Here is a 17,560-nt window from a genome sequence, read left to right as displayed (position 1 = left end):
TCGTTGTGTGCGAACCGTTTGACGGAGAGCGCCCTGAAACGCCCCGGGGCATAGGTCGACCTGGAGCATAATCAACGCACGGATCCTGTGAGGGCCAATGACTTCCAAGACCAGCGCAACCTTCGGGCCGATCTTGTTTCCATTCACGGGATCGACCGTGGGCGGAAGTCACATATCGACCTTTCACCTTGCGCGATCTCTGGCGACGGACTATGGCATCAAGTGTGTCGTTCTTGCAGCGTCGGCTTCGAACGTCGCGCGTCAGGCCGCCGAGATGGACCTTGAAGTGCGCTCCATCGAAGACGGCCCGGCGAAGGCCCGCGATCCGGTCGCGGATATCACGAAACTGCCTCGTCGCGTCCGGACGCTGAAGTCCTACGGCCCTAGCGCCATCGTTCATTGCAACGATATCTGGAGTCTTCAATCATGGGGCATCGCGGGGCGGATGCTCGGTTTGCCGCTTGTCTATCACCATCGAGCGCTCTTGAGGATGCCTTGGTTCGATCGGGCGCTCGTGCGGCAATCGCACGGCATCATCACGATATCGGATCCTTGCAGGCGCGATCTTCGATTTCTGCCTGGGGACCGCGTCACGTGCGTTCTCAATCCTTTCCCAGATCCGATGCTCGAGCCTCCCACGGGTTGGCGGACGGAATTCCGCGCTCACGCGCCGGAAGACGCAGAGCCGGTTCTCATCGGGTTCATCGGCAACTTTCAGTTTCGGAAGCGACCGGACTTCTTCCTCGATGTCTGTGCGGCCATCGCCGCGCGAGAGCCCCGCGCTCGGTTCGTCATCTTTGGCCGCGAACGCGATTTTCGGAGTCGCGATTTGGAGAGCCGCGCCGCGGACCTTGGGATCGCCGACAGGCTCATCCTGGCAGGCTTCCGGTCGCCGCCCGAGATGAACATCGCGACCCTGGACATCTTGCTCGCACCGGCCTTCGGGGAGCCCTTCGGAAGGACTCTCGTCGAAGCCCTGCTCCTCGGCGTTCCCTTCGTTGCAACGGACGATGCCGGTCATTCCGAGATCGTGGCTCGCTGGTCCGGCGGGATCCTGGTCAAGCCTCACGCCACGGTTGACGAATTCGCGGATGCGGCCATGCGCGTTCTCGCTGCGCCGAAGGACGTCGTTCTGTCCCTGGATGACCGCCGCAAGGTGGCCGAGGAACTCTCACCACAAACGCATGCCGCCAGAATCATGGCTGTGTATCGCCATATCAGTGAAGCCAGGGGATGAGCCTGTTCAATGCGCTCTCCGCCAATCTCCGATGCAATTCTTTATACACTGCGCTTGTCTCATCGCTGATCTTGTCCCAGTCGTAGTTGCGTAGAAAGCTTGTCGACGGGACGACATACGCCTGATGCGGCGTGTATAACTTTCCTCGAAGGTCGTCCTCGTCGCCAGCCTTGAAGTAGTTCGTCGTCGGCAGACCAAGATCGAGATTGGCCTGAATGTCGCTTAAGAGGACCGGGCACCCCGATGCTGCGGCTTCCAAAGCGGCAATTGCCAGACCCTCGTGCCGGGACGCAAGGACGAACAACGCGGCGTTCGCCAAAAGCACGTGAACGTCGGCCGGATCGAGAGCGCCGGTGAATATTACTCGACCATCGGACTCTCGGTGCAGGTATTCGGCATATCGATTTTCCGACGAAGCGCCCCCAACGACAACGAGGTTCGCTGGGCGAGGGACGCCGCGATATGCGTGAATGAGAGTCTCGATCCCCTTTTCCGGCACGAGACGTCCGACGGTGATGATATAGTCACGGCGATTCAGCCCATACCGCGACAGGATCGATTGGTTCGCGCCGTCAACGGCATCGGCCCCCGTCATGTGAGTTGAGCCGTTGGGGATGAACGAGATGCGCGACGAACACGACCGATAGCGTCGCCTTAAGTGGTCCGCACCGGATGGTGACACGGAAATGACATGATCGGCGAAATAGACGGCGCAGAACTCGCCCGCGCGCAGAACCGCCTTGGCGAACGCATTCCAGCGCGCTCGATTGTAATCGGCGCCGTGGTGGGTCACAAGCACCGTCATGCCCAGCACCTTCGCCAACGGAGCGACCAAAGCCGGACCGATCGCATGGATGTGGACGATCTCGGCATGAAGCCGGAATCTGGCGTACAAGAGCCCGATCAGGGCGTTCGAGATCGCTTCGAGGTGCTTTCCCCTCGCGTGAGCCAGCGCCACGATCCGTACGCCATCGAACTCCGAGACGTCCTTAGGGCAATAGGACCTGCGCCCGATGACGGTAAACTGATCCTCGGGTCGGCGCTTCTTCAGCCGTGGGATGAGTTGCTCGCAGTGCATCTCGACGCCCCCGCTGACATGGGGGATGCCTCTGAGACCAAGAACACAGATCTTCACGACGGACCTCGATCTGGCTGCTACTGACCTGATGTGATCTGGAGATGGCCGCCCTCGCGGACCAACGACAGCCTCCCAGTGGGATTCGTCTTGATCGACGAGTTTTGGACGACGAGCGATCCTCCGGGTTCGACCTCAAAGGCCGTGGTCCGCTCATCGCGATCCTCGATCTGGCATCCGGAGACATCCGCTCTCGCGCCTTTTGCAATCCAAAAGTGGTTCTGCAGACCGCTCCCACCGCGCTTGTGCGGACTGCGACTGACACATTCGACGATCTTGGTGTCGCCCCAGATGCGGTAGTTGCGCTTGTTGTCATCGGCAATGGGACGCCGCAGGGTCGTCGCGGATGACTTGAGATCATAGCCGCCATCGGTAGATCCAGACGCCACAGTGTCTTCGAAGCTGACGTTGCGGACCTTTCGTTCGGTCGTGAATCCGTCGCCGTTCCAGTACTCGTTCGTGCTGTCGTGACTGTTCATCATTGTCACGTGCCGCAGAACGACGTCATGAACCGTGTCCTCCAACGCGACGCCGATCGCGAAATTGTCACCATCCTGACGTTCGCTGTCGCCAATAACGTCTTCCATGATGACATTGCTCGAATCGCCTCTGATGCGAAACGCCCCCTTGGAATAACCCCGAACCGCCACGCGGCGGATCGTCAGATCGTCAACGCGCGCGCTTTGTCCCGCGCCGCTGGGGTTGACCTCAAAGAAGCGGCGGACATTCCGAGCAGAGACATCTTCGATACGCAGACCGCGAATGCTGCCTGCCACCCGGAAGCAGCCGTCACCGGTATTGCGAAAGGAGATATTCTTGAAGCCGAGATAGTCGGCCCCTGTTTGGAGGCGAAAGACCTCCGAGCCGGGATTTGCTCCCTGTTGCCAGGGATCCGCACGTGACCCAAGAATCTCGGCATTTGCGGGATTTCCGTTTCCATCCACGCCATGGATCGTGATCTGCGCCCCACCACTGCCGCCGTTCCGGATGGAAATCTGCCGATCGACCCTATAAGGGCCGGCATCCGCCTTCAGCAGAATCGAGCCTCCGGGCGCAAGTTTGGCGATGAATTCAGGAAGTCGATTGAGCGATCCGGCGTTCGCCCAAGCGGAGCCGTCCTCCGATCCTGCCGGTACTGGTGCAATATGCAGGGTTCGCGCCTCTCGACTCTGTGCCAGGCACTGGCCGCTACAGACCGCAAGAAGCGTCAGTCCGAAAAGCCGGTGCCACCACGTCGCGCCATGCGCCGACGTCGGTCTGAACGATGAGAGCGACATGCAGTTTTCCCATAGATGCGTCTCGACATCGAAGCGATGCAAGTGAAACTGATCTAGTATGCGTTCGTTTGACGGATCACCTCGCGCAGAGTCAGAACGAGAATCAGCATATCGAGGCGCAGATTACGCTGCGTGATGTACTCGTTGTCGAGGTCGACGCGCCGTTGGATGGCCTCGACGGTCGATATTCCACCGCGAAGGCCATGGATCTGCGCCCATCCCGTGATGCCCGGCTTCACCTGGCTTCTCAATGCGTAGCCGTCGACGACCTTGCCGAACTCGATATCGTGCTGAAGCGCGTGCGGACGAGGTCCGACGAGCGACATCTCGCCTCGAATAACATTGAGCAACTGGGGAAGTTCATCGAGGCTCGTTTGCCGGAGACGGCGTCCGACCTGCGTGATGCGTGGATCACCGCGGGTTGCCTGAATGATCGCTCCGTCATCCTCAGTGACTGTCATCGTTCGGAACTTGTACATCCGAAACGGGCGGCCATTGATCCCTCCTCGGGCCTGACGGAACAGGATGGGTCCCCGCGAGTCAATGCGTATCGCGACTGCAATGACGATGAGCAACGGCAAAGCGAGAACAAGCGCCACTACCGCAATGAGGAGGTCGAACGTGCGTCTGCGCAGTTCCTCACCTCGCGAGCGCAGTGGCCGGTTAAACTGGTATGGAACAGTCAGCCTCGATGTAAGCATGGCCATGGGCGGTCCTACTGTCACCAATGGGCGAATTCGTGGTGCGGAGAAGTAGCAAACCGACGCACAACGTAATCATCACTAACGCTGCACGTAGCGCGCCTAATGAACGCACTGTTACGGCAAATTGTTCAGCCTATCTAAGCATTGGTATGTGTTTTACTCGACAAGACCAAAGTTGTTGGCGATGTTTATAATGCTTCGCCAGCCAAGAACAACGGCTGGACCTCCGCTGACGGCAATGCGCATCATGCGCTAAATTAGCCCTCCATGACCGGATCCGGCGGGCACTGCCGGCATTGCAGGAATCCACAATCGAAGAAAGCGGAGAAACATCTTTTAGCGGCGACGCTAAATCACCGGACCCAAAAGCGAGCCCACTTTTTTGACCTATCCGATGCTGCCTTCTTTTGGCTGGCGCATCATTCCGCGCGGACGGCGGGGTCAATTTTCGTTGGTGCGCGCCTTCGGGTCCGCACGATGCGCTCACTCTATTTCGACTCCGTGGGATCATTTCTCATCTTGCGCTTGCCACATGGTTTGACAGCGAACGGCAGCTGCGTTTCCGAGAATGCTCCAGGCTATCGTGCTGCACCGAGATTTCGCGTCGGGTCATGCTTCCGTCTGGAGCGGGAGCCTGACACCCACGGCAGATTGCGCATCGGCCTGACGCGAAGTTCTCGCGCGCAAGTCAAAAGCGCCCTAGGGCCTCCAGGGTACTGGCACCTGGACAAGTACGTTCGGCACACCGGAGATGCCTTTGCGCCGATGCCGTCAAAGATCGTGGCGTGGGCCATAACGGCAGCTAAATTAGACCTATCCAAGCCAAGCTAGAGCGTCGGCTCTAAAGAGCAGCCGCACCCCGCACATCCGAAGTTCTAGAAGACAGTCGACCGAGGCACGAACAACTGGCTATGGCCGCTCACCGCTATAGATTGGCATGAGGGCATCTTGAAAACCGCCTATCGGCAGTGGCATTGGAAAGCATACAGGGCGTCAATCACTAGATAAGCCCTGTACCGTGGCTGGGAGGGAGCCAGGGCCTCTTGAATCCCGCGTTGAGCGGGAGCAACCGGAGGAGCTGTCATGCATCATCGCCGGAATGAGGTGCGAGGAACCGCATGCTGCAGAAATTTGTGCGAAATACGCTTGAGGAGCCGAACTTCGCCCCTTCTCACGGGAGGGACCAGGGCGATTACTTCGACGTGAGGTTCATCCTTGCGGCGGTCAGACGACAGTTGAAAATAATCCTTCTATTCGCATTGTTTGGCGCGCTGACCGGGATATTGTTCGTAACCACATCAGTGCCCCTGTTCACGGCGACCACTAGCATCATGATCGACCGCCGGCAGGTCCGCGCCGTTCAGGACGTCTCGGCGGTTACGGAAATCGGCTCGATGGATTCTTCGACCGCCGTCGATAGCCAAGTCGAAATCCTGAAATCGGAGAAAATTGCGCTCGCGGTGGTCAATGAACTAGATCTCACTCACGATCGGGAGTTTTGGACGGATGAAGGCTGGATTCTTACCTGGGTAAGCCGGTCGGTCGACCGGACCGTTCGTTCCCTGATCAGCACGATGCAGGACAAACCTGTGACCGCTCCCGATGAAGCGCGGGCCCGGGAAGCCGCACGATGGACCGCGGCCTACCGCCTCCTGCGCCGAACGACAATCACCCGGGTCGGCAAGACCTACCTCATCTCGATCAGCTACACGGGGGCGAATGCGGATCAATCGGCTCGCATCGTCAACACCTATGTCGAGGCATACCTTGCCGACCAGCTTGAAGGGAAATACGACGCCACGCGGCGAGCTAACGCTTGGCTTCTCGTGCGGCTTGACGAGCTACGGCAACAGGCTGTCGATTCGGATCTCGCTGTCCAGCAGTTCCGAGCCGCCAACAATCTGATCGCGGTCGGGGGGCAACTCGTTACGGACTTGCAGCTGTCGGAACTCAGTACCCAATTCGCCGCCGCCCGTGGGGAGGTGGCGCGCACGGGCGCCCGGTTGGAGAGAATTCGCCATGTCTTGAGAACGAACCAAGTCGAGACATTGGTAGGCGAGGGCCTCAAGGACAATGTCATCAATGATCTGCAGTCACGGTATATCGAGGCCGGTAGGCGCGAGGCTGAGATCAGTGAGCGCTTTGGGTCGGATCATGAGCGGGCGATTCAGTATCGGTCCGAGAAGGCGGATATTCAGCATCAGATACTCGCCGCGTTGGACTCTGTCGCGCAAAGCTACGAGAGCGATTTCGAGATTGCGAAAGCTCGGTTGGAGGAGCTTGACCGCAATGTGAACAACTTGATTTCTGTTGCAGTCAATGCAAACGCCAAGCTTGTCCAGTTGCGTGAGCTCGAGCGTACGGCCGACACCTATAAAGGCCTCTACGACACTTTCTCACAGCGCTATCAGCAAACGATCCAGCAGCAATCTTTCCCGTTAAGCGACGCCCGGGTTGTGACTCCAGCAGCCCCTCCACTGCAGCCGAGCCAACCGAAGCCCATCATCACTATCGTTCTTTCGGCACTTATGGGTGCGATCGTCGGCGGAGCGTGGGGGACCGTGCGCGAGTATCGCGACGGATCGGTCAGAACCGGCAAGGACGTTCGTGACGAACTCGGATTGCGGTGCCTCGGGATGCTACCGGTCATTTCAATCCCTCATCTAGGACGGTTGCACAAGTTCGGCTCTCCAATCGGAGAGTCTAAGGAACCAAGAGAGGTGTCATATGCCCATGCCAGGTTCGTCGATCTCTTCCCTGAGTCGAGCTTTGCGGAGACCCTAAGATCGGTGTCTGTATCAGTTGCGGGGAGGGGGCCGGAGAATTCGAAAGTCATCGGCGTCTTGTCTGTCGCCCCGCAAGAAGGCAGGTCGCTGGTTGCAGCCAACCTCGCGACGCTTCTCGGACAGGGGGAAGGGCCAACCTTGCTGATCGATGGAGATACCAGAAACCCTCACCTCAGCAGGATTTTTGCTCCAGATGCCAAGGTCGGTCTTCTGGACGTCCTCGCGGGTACATGTTCGTGGACCGACGCTCTGCGTTGTGGCCCTATCCGTGGAGTCGCACTGCTTCCGATGCTAAGACGTCCCGAGTTGCCGCACCCAAGTCACCTTCTGGCCCATGGGCAACTCGACGAGTTCCTCCGGGATGCGGCAACTCACTTCAAGCACATCGTTGTCGATCTGCCGCCACTGAGTGCTGCGAGCGAGGCGAGGATTCTCGCAAAAAAGGTCGATTGCGTACTCCTCATAGTGAAATGGGGGGAAACCTCGAAGGAACTCATACGCGAGATCCTGGCGGCCGACGAAGATGTAAGGCTTCAATGTGTTGGCGCGATCCTAAACGGCGTAGATATGGGACGGATCCGACAATACCAGGAAAGCAGTCAGACAGGTGATCGAAATCTGCCTGGGTGAATCGATCACAACGACGCGTGAGGCATTCGCATGAGAACGGCGATCATGACGCTGCAGGAGAGACGGAACAGCCGCAAAGGTAAAAGCCCGTTCTGATGGACCATAAAGCCATTCGACACTCGCCGGGACGCTTCGATGCCAGTAGCCTGGCACGTCCGGGACGGGTGCTTGTCAAGGATCATCCGTGCTGACGTCGATCACTCAATCGAGGCAACGAAGTGTGAGGGCAGTGGTGTTCCCATTCGTAGGAAGCGATATGGGAGGTAGCCATGTTTCCACCTTTACTCTTGCGCGAGCGCTGCAGGAAGAGCATGGCGTTCGATGCCTTGTCCTCTGCCCTGCGGAAACTCTGATCGCTCGGCACGCGATCGAGAGTGGGCTTCACGTCATCTCGACGGGCGAAGCTCCGACATCCCGTCATCATCTAATATACGACGCGTCTCGGCTGTTCGCTCGCTTGCAGATTGCAAAAGCGTTTCCTGCGGACAGCGTAGTCCATTTCAACGATCTGCGGACGATGCAGTCCTGGGGACCGATTGCCCGGCTAGCCGGGAAGCCCGTCGTGTATCATCACCGGTCGCTCAATAGAATGACCCCTCCAAAACGCTTTCTTATCGGCCTCGCAGATGAAGTCATCTGTATCTCGGCGTCATGTCGGGACAACGTCTCATTTGTCAGGCCGACCAAAAGTGCAGTTGTCCTCAATCCAGTCCATATAGATCCTGCGAGCGCGCAGCGGGTTGATGCGCGCCGGTTTGCTGCGGAACAAGGCTGTCCGACGGACAGGTTGCTGGTAGGCTTTGTTGGTAACTTCTGGTTCTGGAAGCGTCCGGATCTATTCCTGCAAATCTGCTCGAGATTGCTGCAAGCCCGAACCGACTGCCACTTCGTGGTCTTCGGACGTAGCGGCGATTGGACTGAACACGATCTTGTTCACATAGCGCAGGACCTTGGAATAGCTGATCGGATAACATTTGCCGGATTTCATCTGCCGGGAGAACGGAATATTGCCGCTCTTGACCTTCTTATCGCGACATCCGTTCGTGAGCCATTCGGTCGTACACTCGTTGAGGCCGCAATTGTCGGAACACCATATGTAGCCACGGACGACGCGGGCTACCGGGAGATATGGAACACTTGGCGCGGAGGTCGTCTCGTCCCAGTTACAGCCACTGCGGATGAATTCGCTCAGGTCGCACTCGACATTTTGAGCGTGCCCGAAAATGTCGTTCTCGGAAGCAAAGAGCGCAACCGGGTCGCCAAGGACACCTCGGCAAGTACACACGCGATCCAGATCATGGAAATCTACGATCGCCTTCGGCCTTCTCTCCGTGAGACCGTGGGAGATCCTTGAGAGGCGAGGATCTAGCGCATCCTGCGGAACCGGAGGTCCGGGCTCGGCGATGCGCCAGCCAAGAGAAGGAACATCGGATGGGTCCCAAAAGCGGGTCCACTTTTGGGTCCGATGCTCTAAGAGCCGTCTTTATTGCCCCTGACGTTAAGGCAATCGATCGCATATCGCGCTTTATTCCGTATGGCGAATGACCATATCCGAGCGCTTAACCAGGACCCGGACGCGCCGGGGCATCTGATTGTGCAACGTATAGGCCAGTGTCAGCGCGAGCAGGATATTCCCTTCGATCAGCCAGAGCGGCATTGTTGCCATGTTGAGAATAAGAAATCCGAGATGTGCGCTGACAATGGGAAGACGATGCTCGGGTACGCTGCCAAAGGCAAATGTGAAGTTTGATACGAACAGGACGATTACACTGGCTAGGCCGACGGCTCCGATCTCATAGAGCGATGATACGAACGTGTTATGAGCGTACCGTGTAAAGACGTTTTCCCAGGAATCGGGACCGAATCCGAAAGCAAGATTGAGGATTGAGCCCTGTATATATGCGCTGATATACCGGCTCCAGATAACGGCACGGGCCGATAGCAGCTCTTCATCAGAGGCGGTGTAATACTCCGGCGTTTTCGCAAGATCAGAGATGTTGGACAGAGTAACGAACAAGTCGTTGAAGCGCTCTTGCAGGGCAATGGTCGCGGCGTAAAAGAGCATGGCCCCTACGAGACCGAAGACGACGAGGATGTATGGGCGGTCGGAAGGGGTAACGCGCCGAATTGCGCCGATGAGCGGAGCCGCAACGAGGATCGGGACCGCTGCGAGAAGGGACGTTCGATAATTGGCTAAAAGAAGTCCCACGAGGGCAAGAGGGATACACATCGCCGTGAGGACTGGCCGGTCGGGCTCAAGGAAGCATGAGCAATAGAGGAACGTAAGTACAATGATCGAGAATGCCGCCTCGTGGTTGTATCCGCCAATATAGCATATCGAGTTGTCCGACGTGCTGAATTTCCCTAGGCCCACGACCACGGACAGGGCCTGGAGGGCGAGCGGAGGCAGGAAGGCAACGATCAAGGTGCGCAACACGGCGCCGGACCCATGGCGGCTGAGAGCCTCGAAGGCAGCCGCTGTGAGGACAATGAAGTATCCCCATTTCGTCAGGCTGCCGACGACTTCGGCGGGGTTGTTGATGATCGCGCTGACCACCGTGGCGACGATCACCAGATAGACGCCGCCGAAGGCTTTCAACAACAATAGGCGTCGCTCGATGACCAGAAAGCCGATTGCCGTGAGCGTGATTGAGGCCATTGCATTGAGCGACAATCCACCGGCTATAGGCGGATATGTGTATTGATGGAACGCGGACAGAAGGTACCGCAGCCATAGAGCGAGAACCAGAAAACGTGTCGGGGCATCCTTGTAGCGAAGCAGAGCGGCCAGGGTCAGTGGGAGCAAAGCCAGATAGACGCCTCCGACAACATAGGGAGAGAATGTCGGGACACTCAGTTCCATTCTCATCGACCTCCGGCAAGCTGCACACCCGACAAAATCCCTGGTGGAGGGGCACCGGGACGAAAGCGCGTCCACTTCCCGCCTGTGCGGACCTCCAGTTCCGCACGATGCATTGGCAATTGCCTTCGTTCCAGCGTTCAGCGGCGTCTTCAGTGTCTTTCGGACAGCGCGTTCATCTCTCGGGCACTCCTGGACAGCGAATGCGTAGAAATCTCCACCTCTGGCGTGGGGAGCAGTTGGTTGAGTTCCGCGCGAATCTGGTCCCTGATGCTCTCGACTTGGCTGATACGCATCGTTCCGGCATACATGGCCGCCTTTGTTTGGATCGCAGCAAGTTCAATCGTGTCGAATGCCTCCAACAGGGCAAGCCCGCTATCTCTCCAATGGTCATTACTGTGGAGAACCTCGCACAAGGCGCGGATCATACGGGACGTAAGGGCGCCCGGCTTGTTGTTCGCCGTCTGAGTGACGCACTGAAGAGCCGTAATCAACGTGTCCGTACCGAAACGCTTCAAGCATTGCGTAATCGCACCAACAGCCATCGTCTGCCCGGGGCGCTGACGCTCGACGGGAAGCGGATATCGAAGGATTTCGACTTCGGCCCTGAGGCAGATGTCGGCGGTGTCGATGGCCCAAGTCTCGCGTGCTACGACCGCTGCCGCATGCAGGGCCATTGGCGAGATTGGCACGGTAACCCCGTTGATTGCCTTAAAGGCAGCAGCCTGCTGCTCTCGCGACGCAATGACCACCTGGCAGGGAACGCTGTCGAACCCGATGAGCGCCGCCGCTGTGGTCCGATGCTGTCCATCAATGATAACGAACTTTCCTCCCTCGATAGGCGAGACAACAACGGGGGAGAAACAGGACCAAGAGAAGGCTTTCGCAATTCTCATGACATTCCGCTGGCCCTGGCCGACAATCGGCCTTTGGTACGCTGGATCAACCAGCAGATCTTCAATACGCAGCCATTGCAACATTGGAACCGCGCCAGCGCTAACATTGACTGGCTTTTCGAGCCCTTCCGTTGAGATCGATCTCATACCGCTGTTCCTCTAGATGACGACCTTGGCGTCTGGTTCTCCTTCGAACTCCTCTATCGAACTCTCCCAAGCGTTGCATGCCTTATGGCGAAGGATCGTTCGTTGGGCTTCCTCCAATGGTTTGCCTCTCTCTTGGGCATTTATTGTTATCGTGTAATAGATTCTTCTCTGGCAGCGCTCATGCTGGATTGCCCGGATGAAGCGCTCTCTCCGATGACCTGGTCGACCTGCACGACATCCCCTGGCTCAATCATTGCAGTATCATCGACGACGGATTTGACACTGTTGCCGACAACCCGGCGGATGATCGAAAACACCGTCGTTGGCTTAGCCGGCAACTTATCGAGGAGAAGCTGCGGCGTGGCGACCGTCGCCTCATTGATAAGGCTCAGGGCGGTCGTGAGACGTGCCTTGGATTGATCGATCTGAGCTTCGGTGTCCTGCTTTTCAGCGACGATTTTGGCCTTCCGCTCGGCCTTCAAATCGTCCGCGGTGCGCTCCGCCTTGCTGATCTCCTGCCGGGCGCGGAGGACGGCGGTCGTGTAGTCGAGCAGCTTGCTCTCAAGGTCCGCCAACGTGCGTTCGAGACCAAACTCGCGGGAGGTGACTGCCAGGCCCTTGGAAACCAAGGCGCTGATGGTCTGCTGTTCACGGCGGGCAAGGGCGATTTGCCTGTTTTGGACTTCGATCTTCTGCTCGAGCGCCTCGACTTCCCTGGAGAACAGGCTTCTGATCTCGGAATAGGCTAGGAGCTGCGACTTCAACGCCTCGCTGCGGGCATTCTTGACAGCCGTTTCATCGGCGATCAGGCGCGCGACATCGGAATCGCTGCGCAGTTCCTCGGGTGTCGCGATCTGCATGGTCTCGTCGAGCTCGGCGGCGAGACGTGCACGGCGGACCAGCAGTCGACGGGCCTCGAGGCGCGCAATTTCGTGGGTTCCCTGTGCCGCAATCCGGTCCTTCTCCATGCGGCCGGATTCCATTCCCGCCTGCTGGAAAACGCCCCCCGCCAAACCAACCGCTTGGAGGACGGTCAACCCGGGTCGATATGGATATTCCCCTGAGTGCTGCACGGTCCCGACGACGTAGATGGGCCTGTACTGGACGATCTCGACACTGGCCTCCGGCCGGCGTGAAAGTCCGGCTCGTTTCTGCAAGGTCTCGGCAACGGACGCCGCGAACTCCTCCGTCGTCCTTCCTGTTGCGGGCAGACTCCCGATGAGCGGCAAGGAGACGGTCCCAGAGGCACTGATGGCATATTCGTTGGCGAAGACCGCCCAATCGAAGTACTCGGCGCTTCCGGCCCGCCATTCAACAACCTTGATGCGCAATTTGTCCTGTGGGCCGAGACGATAATCGTCAGCCGTCGCGCGGATCGGGAGGGCGGTCATCCCAAGCGCGCAGAGCAAACCGCAGAATGTTGAGATTTCGAAGCGCATGACTTCGGCCTTTGCTCGATCAAAAACGAGAGCGCATCTCCGTCCTGCTGCTTCCCGATACGATTTACGCTACGCGGGGCTATGGGTATATGCCATTCACGGGCTGCGCCCGAGATAAGTACGCTTTGGTTATCCGGATCTAGTTGTGAGTCAATGAAGTCCGGCCACTCGTGACACAACGTACTGATTTAACAATAAGCAATGTATTCGAAAGAAAATCCGGGCCGAACTGCTCGGTCAGATGACACCCTGTACCATCGATTGTCAACCCCCGGAGAACATCTTGAGACGACTGGTCTCTTAAGACGGGACAGCATGACAGATCCTGTCGCATATCAATGCTTCATTTTGAGGACGAACCCAACCCGGTTCGCCACAAAACATGCGGCAACCCTAAAGAGAGATATGGCTCCTCCAAAGTAAAGTCAGCATAACGATCCGCCGTCATGTTGTAGCGCCGGCGGATCGTTCGCATCCTCGACCTCAATGAGAGCATCGGAATGTGTCCCAAAAGTGGACCACGATTAGGAACACTCCCGAATGCCTGTGTCATGGCCGAGCATCGTGCGGCCGTTCGGTCTCACGATGCGCTACAGGATGAAATCCTGGGCGCTCAGGCGGAGGATGCCGCTCAGCTTGACGCAGATGTCGACCTGGCTGTCTCCATTCACGTCGCCGTGGACTTCCGTGATGCCGTTGACGCTGAAGGCGCGCAACTCACCGGCTGCCTTGCTGAACTTGGCGTCGCCGATGAACACGAAGGACTGATTGCCCACGCTCTTCGTATTCGCGTCGATCAACGAATAGTCAATCTTGTCTTCACCGAGCACAAAGTCCTTTATCGTGTCGACGGTCTTCGATGATCCCGACTCGCTCACCGCATTGAAGCAGAATGAGTCCCGCCCGCTGCCGCCGGAGAGCACGTCCTGACCGGCGCCGCCAGTCAGCCTGTCGCTTCCTGCCCCGCCGGACAGCGTATCGTTGCCTGCCAGGCCGTTGATCGTATCGCTGCTTGCGCCGCCGCTCAGCACGTCATGCCCCGCCGTGCCCATGATGGTCTGCAGGGCAGGGGGCGGTGCCTCCTCGGGAGCGGTGGTCGTGGTCATGAGAACCTGGGAGTTGGATCCCAGTCCGGACAACTTCCCGCTTGTGGTGATCGTCGTGCCATTGACCTCCAGGATCGCGCCGGTCTTCCACAGATCGAACACCGTTACGCTGGCATTCTGGTCCAGGATGGAGCCGCCGCTGATTCTCGCATGAGCACCTTCGGCCAGCCAGATATGATCGGTCGAGGCACTGCCGCCGAAATAGTAGGGATCCCGGCTCTGCCCGCCTTCCATGGCGATCGAGGTGCTCCAGAAGCGGTAATTGCGGTTGTTGCCCTCCGCAATTGTATTGATGAGCACCGTATCGCTGGATTTGAGATCATAGCCGGCATCCGTGTTGCCTGATGCCACCGTGTTCTCGAAACGAATATTATAATTGCCGGATTCTGTCGTGAAGCCGTCGCCGTTCCAGTACTCGGTGCTGGACCCACGTGCGTTGCTGCCCCGCATCACCACGTTTCTGAAGACGACATTGTGTGCCGTGTCATCGAGCGCGATGCCTTGCACGTACTTCTCGGGTGTGTTCGCGTCACCGTTTCCAGTGACACCCTCGATGAGAATGTTGCGGCTGTCGTACCTGAGCTTGATTGCATTCTGCGAGAACTTGTCGATGTTCACGTCTCTCACCGTGAGTCCATCGACACTGGCGCTCGCGTATCCGCTCGAGATGGTATCCTCAAGGAAACGCCTCACATTGTTCGCCTGCATGTGCTCGAGGGTGAGATCCTTGATGTCGGCGCCGATCCGGAAGGCGCCGTTGCCGATGTTCTCGAACGCCATGTTCTGGAATTTGAGGTGGTCGGCGCCGGCCAGGAGACGGAAGACTTCCGATCCTTCGGGTTTGCCCGTTGACCAGTCGGTCGCCCGCGTGCCGACGAACTGCGCATTCATGCTCTTGCCGGTCGCGTCCACCCCGCGGACGGTGACGGGGGCTCCTGCTTCGCCACCGGTCCTGATCGTTGTCTGACCGGTCACCTGATAGGCACCCTGGTCGGCGCGTAGAAGAACCTCTCCATTCGAGCCGGCCTTGGCGATAAAGCTCGATAGGCTGGAAATCGTGCCTGCGTTGGCCCAGGAGGAACCATCCTTGGTGCCGGATCCGGTTGGAGAAATATACAAAGTCGTCAAAGCAAAACCTTTCCGTGCGACCTCGGCAGGACATGCCTTAGTCGGCCAAATGCGTACGGCCTCCAAAGAAGAGCCGCATGATCGTCATGAAATTGCGCAGAACGCAGATGCCGGCGCGGAATATGTCCGACGTATGCTTATAATGTTCTGGCAACGAACAAGGTGAATCACAGGACTATTAATGCCAAGCTACTTCGGGCCGCGCCAGACGATGCGCTCTTTTGGCGCGGCATAGACGGCGCGCCCTGCAGGTTCCGCTGTCCGCGCACGCGACATCGCACGTACAAAAGAGCATGCATGATCCCTCACGATCTGCTAAATCGACCGGGGTGTCGTCCAGGACTTTCTTCCGCTGGGTCGCATGGCCGCTCTTACTCGCCATTGCGGTCTTCAGTCTTGCACCAATCTGAATTTAGGCCCGTCACCGGCGCTCTCCTCAGCGCCGCTTTCGCCCCAATTGGTTGCTCGACGCAAGCGATCTCCATAGCCAAGAGGACGGACGGCACCGAAAGCTATTTCCACATTCGCGGAAGCGGTCGCATGGTGTGGCGGTGAGCGGGGCGGAGAGAAGTCAAGATCAGGCAGGATAATTCTCCTCCACCGTCCAGTATGGCCATGAAGTCGTCCTTCCTGCGACAAAGCAAGCGCTTGCTGATCCAGGTCGGTGGCCTAACGGACGCACTGGCTAATTTAGATTGGCCGCGTGTTCGCGCCGAGCCTGACCTGGATGCGCTCCAAGCAGGGACCTTACACGGCCAGCCTCAGTCCTCGTTGCCGCCGCCGTGCCTCCCTGCAAGCCTTTGACGGGGAGGTGGTCCCGATCGTCGAGTTCCTCGACGTGAATCAAGTCAGACCCCATGCCGTGGAGTTCCGGCCTAGCACTACAGTTGCACGCTGCACAGGCGCCCTAATTACCTCCTGATCTGATACAGGAGGCTGCCATGTCAGGCGTGGCCATCGAGCAGATGCTCGAACTCTGGTGTGTGGAGTTGCGTCAGGTCAAAGCTGATCTCAAACTCCAGTTTGCTCATCCCAGTGTCGCGGCCTCTGCGGCCGCCTTCCTCGACGGTCTGCTCGGGCCGGAGCGGCGCAAGACCGGCTGGATGCGGGCGGAAGCCGCCGGTGATCCGGGACCATGGCGCCAGCAGGCGGTGCTCGGGCGCAGCCACTGGGACGCGGATGCTTTGCGGGACATGGTGCGCGACTATGCGCTCGAGACGCTCGCCTCTCCCGGAGCGGTACTGGTGATCGATGAGACCGGCTTTCTCAAGCAGGGGCAGAACTCGTGCGGGGTGGGACGCCAGTACACTGGGTCAGCCGGCAAGATTGCCAGCTGCCAGATCGGCGTGTTTGCCGCTTACGCGTCGGACAAGGGCTGCGCCTTGATCGACCGCCAGCTCTATCTGCCCAAGGACTGGACGACGAAGCCCGAGCGCCTGGCCACGGCTCACGTGCCCGATGCGATCCGCTTCGTCACCAAGCCGCAGATCGCCGCCGCGATGATCGAGCGGGCCCTGGCGGCCGGCGTACCGTTTGAGTGGGTGGCCACCGACACCATCTATGGGGCCCTGGCCATGCAGCTGCGCCGAGCTGGCAAGGGTTACGTGCTGGGCGTTCAAGCCACAGACCGCTTCAATTCCTGGGACAAGAGCCCGCCGGTGGCCGGCACGGCCGCGACGATTGCACAGGGGCTTGCTCCCAAGACCTGGCAGCGTCTGTCGGCCGGGATCGGCACCAAGGGGCCGCGCCTGTATGATTGGGCCTATGTCGCGTTGGCCGATCTCGAGGCCGAGGAATTCAACGAGGCGCTGACCGGCCTGTGGACGCGCGGCCTGCTGATCCGGCGCAGCATCAGCGATCAGGATCTGGCGTTCTTCTCAACCTGGTGCCCGGCCGGCACACCGATGGAGACCCTGGTGCGGGTGGAGGGCCAGCGCTGGGCGATTGAGGATGCGTTCGAGACCGCGAAGACGGAGTTGGGGCTGACGCACAATGAGACGCGTTCGTGGCACGGTTGGCATCGGCATGTGTCGCTGGTGATGCTGGCGTTTGCCATGATGACGGTGGTGCGTGAGCACGCCAACCGCCTTACCTCACCCCAAAAACGAAACGACGAAGCCCGACTGCAGCGCTGGTATGCTGGTCTGTCCAGGAAATCCGCCGGGTCGCCACACGTCTCCAGCAGCGCCGGATCGAGCCTGCCTTCGTGATCGCC

The 17,560-nt window shown here is 58.7% G+C and carries 11 protein-coding genes and 1 pseudogene; 4 read left to right on the top strand and 8 right to left on the bottom strand.

The genetic code is table 11. From position 1 onward, the window contains the following. Positions 1-97 precede the first annotated feature (97 nt). Positions 98-1,237: a glycosyltransferase family 4 protein gene (locus tag BB934_RS08660; protein WP_099509269.1), complete on the top strand. Its 1,140-nt coding sequence runs from the start codon at positions 98-100 to the stop codon at positions 1,235-1,237. On the opposite strand, the gene BB934_RS08655 is transcribed toward BB934_RS08660, so the two are convergent. Genes BB934_RS08655 through BB934_RS08645 form a run of 3 tightly spaced genes read right to left on the bottom strand, consistent with a single transcriptional unit; the run spans position 1,218 to position 4,350 of the window. Further along, positions 1,218-2,372, bottom strand: coding sequence for a glycosyltransferase family 4 protein (locus BB934_RS08655; RefSeq protein WP_099509268.1), 1,155 nt, complete (start codon positions 2,370-2,372; stop codon positions 1,218-1,220). The two genes, BB934_RS08660 and BB934_RS08655, sit on opposite strands and share 20 nt — an antisense overlap. 20 nt (positions 2,373-2,392) lie before the next feature. Next, positions 2,393-3,649 carry a hypothetical protein gene (locus tag BB934_RS08650; RefSeq protein ID WP_099509267.1) on the bottom strand — a complete coding sequence of 419 codons (1,257 nt, stop codon included), beginning with the start codon at positions 3,647-3,649 and terminating at the stop codon, positions 2,393-2,395. 53 nt (positions 3,650-3,702) lie between these two features. Next, positions 3,703-4,350 carry a sugar transferase gene (locus BB934_RS08645; protein ID WP_157934095.1) on the bottom strand — a complete coding sequence of 216 codons (648 nt, stop codon included), beginning with the start codon at positions 4,348-4,350 and terminating at the stop codon, positions 3,703-3,705. 1,121 nt (positions 4,351-5,471) lie between these two features. Here BB934_RS08645 and BB934_RS08640 point away from each other — a divergent pair. Further along, positions 5,472-7,769 carry a Wzz/FepE/Etk N-terminal domain-containing protein gene (locus BB934_RS08640; RefSeq protein ID WP_099509265.1) on the top strand — a complete coding sequence of 766 codons (2,298 nt, stop codon included), beginning with the start codon at positions 5,472-5,474 and terminating at the stop codon, positions 7,767-7,769. 256 nt (positions 7,770-8,025) lie between these two features. Continuing rightward, positions 8,026-9,123 carry a glycosyltransferase family 4 protein gene (locus BB934_RS08635; RefSeq protein ID WP_099509264.1) on the top strand — a complete coding sequence of 366 codons (1,098 nt, stop codon included), beginning with the start codon at positions 8,026-8,028 and terminating at the stop codon, positions 9,121-9,123. A gap of 171 nt (positions 9,124-9,294) precedes the next feature. Here BB934_RS08635 and BB934_RS08630 read toward each other — a convergent pair whose 3' ends face one another. From BB934_RS08630 to BB934_RS08615, 5 genes and pseudogenes are all read right to left on the bottom strand, one after another. Continuing rightward, on the bottom strand, positions 9,295-10,632 hold the full coding sequence (locus tag BB934_RS08630; protein WP_157934093.1) for an O-antigen ligase family protein: 1,338 nt from the start codon (positions 10,630-10,632) through the stop codon (positions 9,295-9,297). A gap of 149 nt (positions 10,633-10,781) precedes the next feature. Continuing rightward, a complete protein-coding gene (locus tag BB934_RS08625) occupies positions 10,782-11,672 on the bottom strand; it encodes a ParB N-terminal domain-containing protein (protein ID WP_099509262.1) in 891 nt (296 codons plus the stop codon). A gap of 146 nt (positions 11,673-11,818) precedes the next feature. Next, complete coding sequence (locus BB934_RS08620; protein WP_237050220.1) at positions 11,819-12,640, bottom strand: hypothetical protein; 822 nt, start codon at positions 12,638-12,640, stop codon at positions 11,819-11,821. A 198-nt stretch (positions 12,641-12,838) separates the two neighbouring features. After that, a pseudogene (locus BB934_RS50875) lies at positions 12,839-13,063 on the bottom strand (polysaccharide biosynthesis/export family protein); the annotation flags it as partial. Between the two features lie 638 nt (positions 13,064-13,701). Continuing rightward, positions 13,702-15,345: a calcium-binding protein gene (locus tag BB934_RS08615; protein ID WP_157934091.1), complete on the bottom strand. Its 1,644-nt coding sequence runs from the start codon at positions 15,343-15,345 to the stop codon at positions 13,702-13,704. 941 nt (positions 15,346-16,286) lie between these two features. On the opposite strand from BB934_RS08615, the gene BB934_RS08610 reads away from it, so the two are divergent. Beyond that, a complete protein-coding gene (locus BB934_RS08610) occupies positions 16,287-17,555 on the top strand; it encodes an IS701 family transposase (RefSeq protein ID WP_237050040.1) in 1,269 nt (422 codons plus the stop codon). The last annotated feature ends 5 nt before the right edge of the window (positions 17,556-17,560 follow it).

The organism is Microvirga ossetica (assembly GCF_002741015.1).
GTDB lineage: Bacteria > Pseudomonadota > Alphaproteobacteria > Rhizobiales > Beijerinckiaceae > Microvirga > Microvirga ossetica.
This window is presented reverse-complemented; position numbering and strand designations above follow the sequence as displayed.